The 12226-nt window shown below is 50.2% G+C and carries 9 protein-coding genes and 1 riboswitch; of the genes, 6 read left to right on the top strand and 3 right to left on the bottom strand.

What is annotated here, in order from left to right; all coding sequences use genetic code 11:
- The first annotated feature begins 1 nt into the window (after window position 1).
- Entirely contained in the window at window positions 2-817 is an 816-nt protein-coding gene (gene mutM / locus AJE_RS06525; RefSeq protein ID WP_008950177.1) for a bifunctional DNA-formamidopyrimidine glycosylase/DNA-(apurinic or apyrimidinic site) lyase, read from the top strand.
- Window positions 818-869: 52 nt separating this feature from the next.
- On the opposite strand, the gene AJE_RS06520 is transcribed toward mutM, so the two are convergent.
- Genes AJE_RS06520 through AJE_RS06510 form a run of 3 tightly spaced genes read right to left on the bottom strand, consistent with a single transcriptional unit; the run spans window position 870 to window position 4197 of the window.
- Complete coding sequence (locus AJE_RS06520; protein WP_008950176.1) at window positions 870-2507, bottom strand: BamA/TamA family outer membrane protein; 1638 nt, start codon at window positions 2505-2507, stop codon at window positions 870-872.
- 13 nt (window positions 2508-2520) lie between these two features.
- Entirely contained in the window at window positions 2521-3381 is an 861-nt protein-coding gene (locus AJE_RS06515; RefSeq protein WP_008950175.1) for a mechanosensitive ion channel family protein, read from the bottom strand.
- 9 nt (window positions 3382-3390) lie between these two features.
- A complete protein-coding gene (locus tag AJE_RS06510; protein ID WP_008950174.1) occupies window positions 3391-4197 on the bottom strand; it encodes a DUF432 domain-containing protein in 807 nt (268 codons plus the stop codon).
- Window positions 4198-4483: 286 nt separating this feature from the next.
- Here AJE_RS06510 and mgtE point away from each other — a divergent pair, with 286 nt between their 5' ends.
- The 5 genes from mgtE (at window position 4484) to AJE_RS06485 (ending at window position 12226) form a co-directional block, all read left to right on the top strand.
- Entirely contained in the window at window positions 4484-5827 is a 1344-nt protein-coding gene (mgtE, locus tag AJE_RS06505) for a magnesium transporter (RefSeq protein ID WP_008950173.1), read from the top strand.
- Between the two features lie 166 nt (window positions 5828-5993).
- On the top strand, window positions 5994-6383 hold the full coding sequence (locus AJE_RS06500; RefSeq protein ID WP_237709316.1) for a hypothetical protein: 390 nt from the start codon (window positions 5994-5996) through the stop codon (window positions 6381-6383).
- The gene (locus tag AJE_RS06495) at window positions 6373-7545 is read left to right on the top strand and encodes a hypothetical protein (RefSeq protein ID WP_008950171.1); all 1173 of its coding nucleotides are present in this window, start codon (window positions 6373-6375) and stop codon (window positions 7543-7545) included. Before AJE_RS06500 ends, AJE_RS06495 begins: the two co-directional genes overlap by 11 nt.
- A complete protein-coding gene (locus AJE_RS06490) occupies window positions 7545-9920 on the top strand; it encodes a putative bifunctional diguanylate cyclase/phosphodiesterase (protein ID WP_008950170.1) in 2376 nt (791 codons plus the stop codon). Before AJE_RS06495 ends, AJE_RS06490 begins: the two co-directional genes overlap by 1 nt.
- A gap of 38 nt (window positions 9921-9958) precedes the next feature.
- Window positions 9959-10076: riboswitch (TPP riboswitch) on the top strand.
- A gap of 71 nt (window positions 10077-10147) precedes the next feature.
- Entirely contained in the window at window positions 10148-12226 is a 2079-nt protein-coding gene (locus tag AJE_RS06485; protein ID WP_008950169.1) for a TonB-dependent receptor, read from the top strand.

The raw sequence follows: 12226 nt of genomic DNA, 5'->3' as shown, positions 1-12226 counted from the left end.
GATGCCAGAGTTACCTGAAGTTGAGGTCTCGCGTTTGGGGATCAGCCCGCATTTGCAAGGACAACAGCTAACCAAGGTTGTCGCCCGGCAGCGTCAGTTGCGTTGGTGGGTGCCGGATGAGGTGCTGCAGCAACAGCAGCAACCGATTTTAGCGGTAAGACGGCGTGCCAAGTACTTACTGCTGGATTTGCCCGGCGGAAGTATTATTCTGCATTTGGGTATGTCGGGGCATTTAAAGGTAGTGCCTGCGGATCTGGCGCCGGGTAAACATGATCATCTGGATTTGCTATTCGCAAACGGTACCGCACTGCGCTTAAACGATACCCGGCGCTTTGGTGCCGTGCTGTGGCAGGCGCAAGGCGAGCAGCATCCATTGCTGGCACAGTTAGGCCCAGAGCCGTTAACAGCAGATTTTACCGCTGAAACCCTGATCCAGGCTTGTCAGCGCCGCGGCAGCGCGATCAAACTGGTATTAATGGATAACCATGTGGTGGTGGGTGTTGGGAATATTTATGCCAATGAAGCCTTATTTAAAGCCGGCATTAATCCACAGCAACCGGCACGCGACGTCAGTGCTGATAAGCTGGCGCTGCTTTGTACCATCGTCAAAGAAACGCTGGTCGCGGCAATAGTGCAGGGGGGCACCACGCTGCGTGATTTTAGTCAGGTAGATGGTAAACCCGGCTATTTTAAGCAGGAGTTGCTGGTATATGGCCGCGGTGGCCAGCCCTGCGTTAACTGCGGCATTGCGCTGTCAGAAGTGCGGTTGGGCCAGCGCAGTACGGTATTTTGCCCGCTCTGTCAGCCGCTGCTGTAAAAGAACTAGAGCGTGTTGACGTTTGCTGCTTAGTTTTTAGTCTGACGTAGTGTTAAAAACGGCGCTTGGCAGTCACACGCCACTGCCAGCTGCCTAGATCCGGGTTATCACTGATTGGCCGCGTCAGATCCAGATGAATCATGGTGCCGCGGCTGGAGTGGCTGGACAGTAAGCGAATGCCGACGCCCAGGCCAAACAGAATTTCATCATCGATACCGGCTTTACCGTTTAATGCGGCCAAATCCTCTGCGGAGCGGCCGCCCCAGCTGCGGCCGACATCACCAAAGGCGGCAAAGCCGACATCAAAAATCTGCCATAAATTCCAGTCGGTATAGTGGCGATACTCTGCGGTGGCCACCATGCGGTTATCGCCACGCTGATAATACAGCGGGAAGGCGCGCAGGCCACTATCTCCGCCGAGATACAGGGCTTCGTCGGCAAACAAGTTGCGGCCGCGTTCGGCGGAGATACTGCCGACCAGACTATTGCGGGCGTTGAGCTGATGATTAAGCTGTAAACCCAGATGCCACAACTCTTGCTTGCGCTGCTGCCAGTCCAGCTGTTGATAGGCCAGATCTGAAAAGAGCCAGGTGCGGTCGTTCAGTTGCCAGGCTTTGCTTACCTCCGCTTCCAGCCTTAAACCATCTTCATCGGCGCCCAGCCAGGGTTGCAAAAAGCCCAACCGCAGCCGCAGTTGCCAGCCGGCATTAATATCCTCAACCCGGTTAAACTGATTGATGTTATACAGCTTGTAGAAGTCATCCTGCAGTAACTGGTATTCCAGATAGAGGTAAGACAGGTTGCGCTGCTCAGGCAAGCTTAAAACCGTACTGTCCAGTTCATTAAAATCAACATCCTCCAGTTGCATACCAATATTTAGCCGTTGGATGGTGTGACCGCGCAGTGCCAGTTTAAAACCGGCAGAAGCATCAAACTGGTGCCGGGTGCGGTTATATTCGTTAACGGTTTCCGATAATAAGTAATCAGTGACCTGCTCTTTGTTTTTTACCAGGTCAGCATTAAAGGCCCAGTTCGAATCCAGCCGGTAGAACGGCCGCTGTACTGCGAAGCGATAGTTTTCACCATCAGAGTTATCGGCATAGCTCAGCAGGGTATTCCAGTGGCTACCGAAGATATTCGGGCTGGCAAAACTAAGCAAATAGCCGCTGCGCTCACTGTCTTTGGCGTAATCAAGCTGGATCTGATTACCTGAACCCAGCAGGTTATCCTCGGCAACGCCCAACGAGTACTTGGTTTCACCCCCCTCGCTGGAAAAATCGATTTTTGGCAGGAGTGACCAGTTATCCCAGGTGGTGACGCGCACGGTCGCGGTATTCGCTCCAGGGCAATACTGTACAACCTCTACCCTGGCATCACGCAGATAACGGCGGCTACGTAATAGACGCTCGGTCTCGGCCAGCTCTGATAGGTTCAGCGGGGCATCCTGCAGAAACAGTAAGTCATCGCGGATGGTTTGTTCGGTGGTAATAATGTGGGTGTGGTTAGCAAAGCGATGTAGCCAAAATATACCAGGCTCATCAAGATCAAAGACGTTTTCTTGTTGAAATTGAATTGTAGCAATTATCGGTTGGCGTGTTTTTAGTTCTGTCGGATCGAAGTCAGACTGACAATCTGCCGCAAGGGGCAGACTGCACAGACCGATACCGAGCAGACCAAACTGACGCCACATTACACTTCTCCCTTTAACTGCGTCCGGATTTTGCCTCGCTACTGGCAGTGCCGCTTGTAAATTGCATTGGCGTCATGCCCTCGGCCGAAAGATATACCGTACGTTGTGGATAGGGTATTTCAATATTTTCTGCTTCAAAGGCGAGTTTGATCTCCTCTTGCAAACTATTACGCAAAGCCCGGAAATTTTCTGACGTACTCCACACTGAAAATTGCAGATTCAGTGCTGAATCGCCAAAGCCGGTGAATAAAAACGCTGGCGCCGGTTCATCCAGACATAACGGATTGTTCTCAGCAACGGCAAACAACACTTGTCGTACTTTGGAGATATTTTCTTTATAGGCGACGCCCAACAATATATCAAACCGCCGGATCGGGAACCGGGTCAGATTAGTCACTTCAGATTTAATCAGGCTTTCATTCGGCAGCCTTACAAAGAGATTATCAAAGGTACGCAGTTTTACAGAAAGTAAATCGATCGACAGCACCTCACCGGTAGTATTACCCACTTTAATCACATCACCGACCTGAAAAGGTTGCTCGCCAATTAAAAACAGGCCGCTAATCAGGTTTGAGGCAGATGTTTGTGAGGCAAAGCCAATAGCGACAGATAGTACCCCAGCGGCCCCGAGTAACACGCCCAGCGAAAAGCCCAACTGATGTAATGCCGATGCGCTGAATAATGCCAGGATGAGCCAGTAAATCAGACGTTTAAATAGTGCGGCATGATGGCGGGAAAAGTTTTTACTGATCAGTTTTTCGGCAGCCCGTGACACCTGGCGCGCCAACACAAAGCCGATGCCGACAAATAACAGTGCTTGCAAGCCATTTATCACAGTAGGTGAATTTAAAAATAGCCAGAGTTTGTCTAGCATAGCAACTCCTTAGTGCTGAAAAATGTCGGTGAACGCACGGACCAGGCCTCTGGAATCCGTTTTAAACTGCGCCGGTGCGAGTTGCTGTTGGCTGGTCAAACCTACTGGTAAGGTTTGACCCAGTTGAAAATGGCTCAGGCTTTGCAGGTTTTCATGTCTTAATACTATCGGATCGGTCCATAAGCTGCCGTCCTGATGGCCATACAGTGCCAGATAGGGTAAAGGAATACTTAGCTTATCCAAGGTTAATATGGCTGTGGAGCGGTTTTCAATGGTCACAGCAGTGATTGCCCGGTGCGGGCGTGGCGGAATTTCCTCTAAACAGTGTCTGGCCTGAGTTTTATCGGCGTAGCAAAGCTCCCCATGATGCGTTGGTGGCCCAAACCAGGTATCAGATAAACGTTGCACAGGGAGCTGGAGCAAACTCAATTCAGGTTGTTGCACTGTGATATCGATCACCACCGGTGAGCTAATGTAAAACACACTGTTTTCTCCGGGGGGAATACTTACCCGCTGCCGGGTTTTAATTACCACGGACCGATCCAGTAGTTTGGGTTTAAGCTGAAAAGTAGTAGGGCTGTGGCGGAACATAAAGCGCTGTGTGGCGAGTAATTCAGGTAAACAGACCGCACCGTTGCTTTCTAATCTGCATTGCAGTTCTGATTCATTATCGCGCTCGAAGCTAAACAACCATTCCTGCAAATTACGCTTTAGGTATAAGGTAAGTGGACCTATAGCGACTTGCCAGCATTGCTCCAGCTCTAGTGCCTGAGGTAACCACCACTGTAAAGGTGAAGCGTGCTCAGATGTTGACATAATACACTCCTGTTGGTGACCCCTATGCTAGCAGAAAGTCGCAGTTGCACCAGAAAACTTTTTCCCGCTCAGGTTGAGTTAAGCTAAGTTAAACTATAAAATAACCAGCAATTTAGCCAGTCTTTACCTGGCAACTTAACCCTTATCCTTGTGGAGTTTGCATCCTTTATGGACTTACCCAGTAGCAGGCCTGGCCTGCATATTCCCAAGATTCGAATTAATCTGCGCTTAATAAGCTGACGCTATAATGTCTCTTATCAAGCGCCCGAGCTGATAAGAGGCCGTTATGGAATTACCCGTTCTTATCGATACCCTGCGCACCGCTCTGGAGCGTGATACGGTACATCTGGTCCGTGACCAACTGGAAGACGTACACCCGGCTGACTATGCCGCGGCCTTAACTGAGTTTTCAATTCAGGATCAATGGATCTTACTGACGGCACTGCCACGGGCTGAGCAAGCTGAGGTGTTTGGCTACTTACCCGCCGAAGAGCAAGTGCGGCTGGCGATTCGGGTCAGCCGGCGCAAACTGTCACCGATTATCCGGCAAATGTCGTCTGATGAACGCGCCGATCTGTTTAACCGCTTAACTGATGAACAGCGTGATACGTTATTACCGGCACTGGCTCAGGCTGAACGTGAGGATCTGCTGCGTCTGACCTCCTACGAGGAGGGCACTGCCGGTGCCATTATGACGTCGGATTACGCAATCCTGCAGCCGGAGTTGACCGTGCGGGAGGCGATTGAAGTACTGCGCCGTGAAGCGCCGGATAAAGAAACTATCTATTCTGCCTATGTTGTAGATAAAGCGCGAAAACTGATTGGCGTGGTCAGCTTACGTGACCTGATCCTGGCACCAGTCAGTATGCGGGTGGATGATTTAATGAATCACGATCCGATCTGTGCCAGCGTTGAAATGCCGCAGGAAGAGGTAGCAGCACTGATCGCCAAATATGACTTACTGGCCCTGCCGATTGTCAATGAGCTGGAGCAGATGGTTGGCATCGTAACCTACGATGATGCGATGGACGTCGCCGAAGAAGAGGCCACCGAAGACTTCCATAAAACGGCCACTATCGGCAAGCTGGAAAGTAGCGTAAAAGAGGCGGGTATCGGCCTGCTGTACCGCAAGCGGGTGTTCTGGTTGGTTGTGCTGGTGTTTGGCAATATTTTTTCCGGTGCCGGTATCGCCTTTTATGAAGAAACCATTTCCAGTTATCTGGCTTTATTATTCTTTTTGCCGTTACTTATTGCCAGTAGCGGTAACGCCGGCGCCCAATCCGGTACGCTAATGGTTCGGGCCCTGGCCACCGGTGATATCAAACTGCGCGACTGGGGCTATTTGCTGGGCAAAGAGTGCCTGGTTGCCGGTTTGCTGGGTTTAACTATGTCCGCCGCTGTAGTTGGTCTTGGTTTTTGGCGCGGTGGCGCTGATATTGCCGTCGTCGTCGCGTCCACTATGATGCTGGTGGTGTTGGTTGGTAGCTTAATAGGTATGTCGCTGCCGTTTTTACTGAGCCGTTTTAATCTCGACCCGGCCACCGCCAGTGGCCCCTTAATTACCTCTATTGCGGACGTGGCAGGGGTAGTGCTGTATTTTTCGATTGCTACCTGGTATTTGGGGTTATAAATTTTTTATCTGTTGGTAACAACCCAAAGGTACTATTGCTTAAATATTGTGTATTCAATATCTTAGACTTAGATACGCCGGTTTAAATGCCGGCTTTTTTGGGCGGGCACTTGGTTGGCGCTGATTAAACGGATAAACAATGAGATTGTTGTATGGATTTTGCTGTTTGCTACTTTTAGCACTGCCTTGCAGGGCGGTTGAAGTCGTAGTGCATCCTTCGGTTAGTGAGACGCAGTTGACCACAGCGCAGTTAAGAGCCATTTTTAGTATGCGGCAAACGCGGTGGGCAGACGGTCAGGCTATCCAGGTGTTGGTATTGCCTTCAGATACTGCAGAGCATAATAGTTTCACTCGCAATTACCTGAAAATGTTTCCTTATCAGCTTGATGCAATCTGGCATCGGCAGCGGTATTCGGGTATCGGTGGTACTCCTCAACTTTTTCCATCAGTCGACGCCTTATTAAATGCGCTTGAGCAGACGCCCGGCGCTATTGGCTATCTGCCGCAGAGTACCAGATCTGCCGAACTCAGGGTGGTGACACTTCATGAAAAGTAACATTACCGTAACAGTACTCAGTGTCAGCAGCTTACTATTAAGTGGTTCTCTGGCTGCAAGCGATCTGGATTGGCATGGCTTTGTTGCCCAGGGATTGGTGCAAGCAGCAGACAGTAATGCGGTTAACAATAGTGGTAATGCTTCGGCTGCACTAACTGAGCTGGGTTTAAACGCCAAGTGGCAACGATACGATAAATTTAAAATCGCTGGACAAGTCGTTTACCTGAATGGCGGTAACCGTTATCCAGAGGGTGTTCGACTGGATTACTTGTTTGCTGATATCAGTGTGATTGATCGTTTTGATCATCAGCTTAACTTATATTTAGGTCGTTATAAAAATCAGCACTGGTTGTATTCCAGCACCCGTGATGTTCCTTTTACCCGTCCAAGCATTATTTTGCCACAGTCCGTTTATTACGATGTATTTCGTGATATCGCAGTAGCCAGTGATGGCATAGCAGTTAAAGGATACCGGCAACATCAGTATGGTGAATTAGAATATAACTGGAGTTTCGGCGCAACCAGCATTAGTGATGCGCAGGGACAGTTATTACTTGGCCCCCTGATCCGTGGCAGGGCGCGTCAGAAATATGTGCATCAGGCCAGCGTGTTTTGGCAGCCGGCAGATAGTCAGGCAACTTACGGTATATCACTGTTGGATTCTGAGTTTGAGTATAAACCCGCAGAGAGTGATCTGTTCTCATCGGGGGATATGACAGTGCAACGTGTTATGCTGAACTGGCGTTACCAGCTGGAAAATTGGGAATTAGCCGCCGAAGTTACGCAGGAACGCTTGTCAATCAATGGATTTTATCAGTCAGGGTTTGCGCAAACGCAATTTGGCTGGGGCGGATACGTTTTAGCGCGATATCGTTTTCAGCATGGGCTGACAGCGATAGCCAGCGTTGATTATTACACCCGGGATAAAGACGACCGTCATGGCAGCAACTTGCAGACGGCAGGGATACCAGCCCATTTTGGTTATCAGCATACCTTGATGCTGGGGCTAAGTTATGATTTTGCGACGCGTTGGCGCCTACAGGCAGAACAGCACTGGGTTGAGGGAACTGGCCGTCTGTCACCCAGTTTAATGCCCGACCTGGCTTTGAATAATCAGCGTCACTGGCAGGTTTGGGCGCTGCAACTGATGTACTGGTTCTGATGCGTTTTTTGAGTTTCCCATCGAAAATTCTACTGCTGACGCTGGCATTAATGCTGATATTGCTGATTTTAGTCACCAGCTTATCGCTGCAACGCTTAAGCGACAGTTTTGCCGGGCAGCAACAACTAAAGCAGCTGCAGGTAGAACAGCACTTCAAACAGTATCTGCAATTACTTTCAAGCCAGCAACATGCCTGGTTTGAAAGCTTTGCTGAGCAAGTTGAGTTACAGCGGCAAGATGGTTTTACGCATTTTCTGCAGCAGTTAGCAACACAGCAGGAGAGTTTCAGTCTTTATCTGAAGATTGATGCGTTATGGTTGTTTGAACAAGCCGAGCAGCCGTCTTTTGCGAACCAGAGCTTCCCCATTGAATTACGCACTTTGGTTGATGATACGCGTCTGCAGCAGCGGGCGCTGTCCCGCATTTACTGCGCTGAACATTGCAGTAACGTGATCAGTGTGCCGCTTGCCGATGCTAGCGGGCAAATAGCGGTATTGCTTGCCAGCCAAACACTGGCTGATGTCGTGGTTGCACTCGGGCAGGCGTTACAAAGTGAAATCGTTATTGTTAGCCAGGATAAAACTGGTACGGCGCTACTCTCTGCTACCGCGAGCTTGAGTAAGCCTGATTTAAGCCTTTTTCTGCAAAGTTCTGAGCTGGCCAGCCAAGTGGCCTCCGTCGCGGGAACTTATTCGGTATATCGTTTGGTGCTGTCAGAACAAGAGAACAAACGTTACCAATTAATTTTACTGGAAGATATTAGTGAGTATCAGCGTGCCAATCAACGTTTTCAATGGCAGTTGGTTATGTTTGCATCATTATGTTTTCTGCTATTTGCCTGGTTAACTTTCTGGCTTACCCGCCGGCTGAGTGGACGTTTACTCCAGGTTTCGCGCGCGCTACCCTTGTTGGCAGAGAGTAAGTTCCGTTTATTCCGAGAAACCTTACCCGTGGCCAGCCCGATGTTAACCGACGAGGTTGATAAGTTAAGTGCGGTAAGTCAGACCTTGAGTCATCAGCTGGAAAAATTGCAGGATGCGATTCAATCTCAAACCCGAGAGCTGGAAAATATGGCGATGTTTGACCTGCTAACCGGTCTGGCAAATCGCAACATGTTGCAATTTCAGCTGAAGAAACGTATTGCTGCTTTATCCGGTGGAGGTTTTTGGCTCGGTCTGTTATTTCTTGACCTCGACCAGTTTAAGCGGGTCAATGATATTAAAGGCCATGAACATGGTGATCAGCTGTTAATTGAAGCGGCGCACCGCTTACGAGCCGCTCTGACTAAGACGGATTTGATTTGTCGCTTTGGTGGCGACGAGTTCGTCGTGGTCACCGAGGTCACTAGTCCGAATGAGCTGGAAGAACTGGCATTGCGTCTGATTGACGTATTTAGCGTGCCAATGCAGTTAGAACAAGAAGAGTATGGCCTAAATGTCAGTATCGGCATCAGTTGTACCCGTAATCCGAGACTGAAAACGGATGATCTGGTGCGTCAGGCGGATCTGGCAATGTATCAGGCGAAAGCCCGTGGCGGTAATGTGGTCCACTTTTATAGCCAGCAAATGTTTGATGCATTCCAAAACCGTTTGGCTCTGGAGGCAGATTTAAAATTGGCGCTTTTGCATCAACAATTTGATCTGCATTTACAACCACAGATCCGGTTCGCTGATCGCAAGCTGATTGGGCTGGAAGCTTTGTTACGTTGGCAAAGCCCTAGTAGAGGGATGGTTCCGCCGGATGAATTTATTTCTGTGCTGGAGTATGCGCAGCTAATGATTCCGGTCGGCTACTGGGTGATTGAAAAGAGTTATCAGCTACTAACAGAATTACAACAACAGGGCTTTAGTGAGTTGACGATAGCGATAAACCTGTCGACAGCCCAGTTAAATGATCCGGCATTACCTGCGTTACTGGATAGACTCAACCAGCGCTATCCGCAAGCAGCGGGTTATCTTGAGTTCGAATTAACAGAAAGCCTGCTTGCCAACAATATCCCGGCCACCATTGCCAGCATGCAACTGCTCAAGGCACGAGGCTTCCGGCTGGCGATCGACGATTTTGGTACGGGATATTCATCGCTTAGCTATTTACGGCAAATGCCGGTGGATATCATCAAAATTGATAAGAGCTTTGTGTTTGGCATGCTCGATAATCAGGCAGATTTCGATATTATCACCTCCACTATCGCCATGGTGCGTAAGCTAGGGTTGGAAGTTGTTGCTGAGGGTGTTGAAACTCAGGCCCAGGCCAAGACGCTGACGCAGCATGCCTGTGATATCGGACAAGGTTATCTTTTCTCAAAACCTATTCCTGCAAAGGATATTGTTCAACGATTGCAGGATGGATTAGACCAAGACGGGCAATGGCGTTAGCGCATATTGTATTTTAGTCAAAGAACGTCTAGACTGCTCCCGCTACCAAGGGGTGCCTCGTTACGTTTTGTAACGGAGTGCTGAGATACCTTTTTAGGTAAACCCTTAGAACCTGATCCGGATCATACCGGCGGAGGGATGGTGCTAACTCCCCAAAAAGCGCGCCTGTGACTTTCCTGTCCTGAGCCATGCTGTGTGATCCGCTACATCTATTCGGAGTTGATCACATGCTGTTTCGTATTTCTGCATTATCTCTGGCGTTAAGCGCTGCCCTAGCGGTCAGTGCAACCGAAGCTGAACTTGAACATATCACGGTAAAAGGCGATTTCCGGCAACAGGATCTGCAACGTCTGGCGGGCAGTGTGGCGGTTTTATCCGAGCAGGATTTACAACGCCAGTCGGTACAACACCTGGATGACGCACTGCGGCAATTCGCCAATGTCAACTTTGCCGCCGGGGCGTCCCGTGGCCGTTTTTTACAGGTGCGGGGTATTGGCGAGCGCAGCGAATTTATTGATGTGATTAACCCGTCGGTGGGCATTCTGATTGATGGCATCGACTATGCTGGCTTGGGGATCAGCAGTCTGGCGCATCCGGAGCAACTGGAAATCTTCCGTGGCCCGGAAGCCACCCGTTTTGGTACCAATGCGCTGGCTGGCATGGTAAATCTGACCAGTAAGGCGCCTACCGCCGTAGCGGAAGGGAAGGTCAACGCCACTGTGGCTAACTACGATAGCTGGCAGTTAACCGGGGTCTATAGCGCACCGATCAGCGAACAGCTGGCGTACAGTCTGACGCTGGATCAGAATAAATCAGCCGGTTTTATTAAAAATGCCTATCTGAACCGCGATGATACCAATAATCTGGATGAATTTACTGCCCGGCTGCGCCTTGATTATCAGGCGTTAGCTGAGCTGAAACTTGGCTTTATCGCGCATTTGATTGATCAGCAAAATGGTTACGACGCCTTTTCGCTGGATCGTAACCGCACCACCTTATCCGATGAACCCGGGCAGGACAAATTACGTAGCAAAGCTGTAGCCGTAACAGCTGACTATCAGGGGCTGGCGCTGGCGGATATGTTTACCCAGCTGAGCTATCTGAACGCGGATTCGGATTATGGCTTTGATGAAGACTGGAGTTATGTTGGTATCCATCCCTGGGGTTACTCCTATCAGGATCGTTACCTGCGCGGCCGTGAACAATGGACGCTGGATTACCGGCTAACCTCTAAAACCGACGGCCAGCTATGGGGGCAAACTGACTGGGTTGTTGGGCTTTATGCCAGTCAACGCGACCTGTCTCTGTCGCGATTACGCCGGGCCGAGAGTCGCTGGCGTTTTTTTGATAGCAGCCTGGAGCGGCGTAATCTGGCGCTTTATGCTGAAACCCAAAGCCCACTGACCGACAAGCTGACGCTGGTACTGGGTGGTCGTGTCGAACGCTACCGCGATGACTATCTGGACTCGGGTAATATTAGTTTGCGCCCGGACGAAACCCTGTGGGGCGGAAAAATCAGCCTGAATTATCAGCTAAATCAGCAAGCGATGCTGTACGGCTTGTTATCGCGCGGTTATAAGGTGGGCGGGGTCAATGGCGAAGCTCTGGCCAGAGCCGGCGAAGATCGTTTTGCGCAACTGGCTGAAAAAGCCAGCTTTAAGTCAGAGAGCTTGCTGAATGCCGAATTTGGTGTAAAAGGCAGCGCCGCCGATGGCAGTTTGACTACCCGGGTGGCTGCGTTTTATATGTGGCGGGATGATATGCAGGTTAAGGGTTGGTTAAATCCGGATCTGGGCCCGGAGTTTGCCGGCTTTATCGATAATGCCGCCAGTGGCCGAAACTATGGTCTGGAAGCCGAAACCCGACTGCTGTTGTCTCCAAGTACACAACTTTTTGTCAATCTTGGCTATTTGCAAAGCAAATTGGGTCGTTACCTGACCGACAGTGGCCTGGATATGACCGGCCGCGATCAGGCGCATGCGCCACGTGTTAACTACAGTGTCGGCGCCGACTGGTATCTGACTGAACAGCTGACGCTGCAGGCCGGCGTGCAGGGTAACAGTGGTTTCTACTACTCAGATGGTCATAATGCTAAAGCCGGTAGCAGCCAACTGCTGAATCTGCGGCTTGGCTATCAGCTGGCACAGTGGGAGCTGGCCGTATGGCTGCGTAATGCGCTGGATAAAGATGTTGGGGTACGGGGTTTCTATTTTGGCAATGATCCCCGTGATGAATATGCACCCCATGTTTATGAACAGTTTGCTGAACCGCGCCGCTTCGGTGCCACTATCAGCTATAGCTTCTAA

The organism is Alishewanella jeotgali KCTC 22429, from assembly GCF_000245735.1.
GTDB lineage: Bacteria > Pseudomonadota > Gammaproteobacteria > Enterobacterales > Alteromonadaceae > Alishewanella > Alishewanella jeotgali.
The sequence above is the reverse complement of the archived record's forward strand: the minus strand, read 5'-3'. Positions and strand labels throughout refer to the sequence as shown.

Excerpts from the sequence above, each read along its gene's own strand:
- mutM (WP_008950177.1), top strand. The coding sequence starts at position 2 with ATGCCAGAGTTACCTGAAGTTGAGGTCTCGCGTTTGGGGATCAGCCCG.
- AJE_RS06520 (WP_008950176.1), bottom strand. The coding sequence starts at position 2,507 with ATGTGGCGTCAGTTTGGTCTGCTCGGTATCGGTCTGTGCAGTCTGCCC.
- AJE_RS06515 (WP_008950175.1), bottom strand. The coding sequence starts at position 3,381 with ATGCTAGACAAACTCTGGCTATTTTTAAATTCACCTACTGTGATAAAT.
- AJE_RS06510 (WP_008950174.1), bottom strand. The coding sequence starts at position 4,197 with ATGTCAACATCTGAGCACGCTTCACCTTTACAGTGGTGGTTACCTCAG.
- mgtE (WP_008950173.1), top strand. The coding sequence starts at position 4,484 with ATGGAATTACCCGTTCTTATCGATACCCTGCGCACCGCTCTGGAGCGT.
- AJE_RS06495 (WP_008950171.1), top strand. The coding sequence starts at position 6,373 with ATGAAAAGTAACATTACCGTAACAGTACTCAGTGTCAGCAGCTTACTA.
- AJE_RS06490 (WP_008950170.1), top strand. The coding sequence starts at position 7,545 with ATGCGTTTTTTGAGTTTCCCATCGAAAATTCTACTGCTGACGCTGGCA.
- AJE_RS06485 (WP_008950169.1), top strand. The coding sequence starts at position 10,148 with ATGCTGTTTCGTATTTCTGCATTATCTCTGGCGTTAAGCGCTGCCCTA.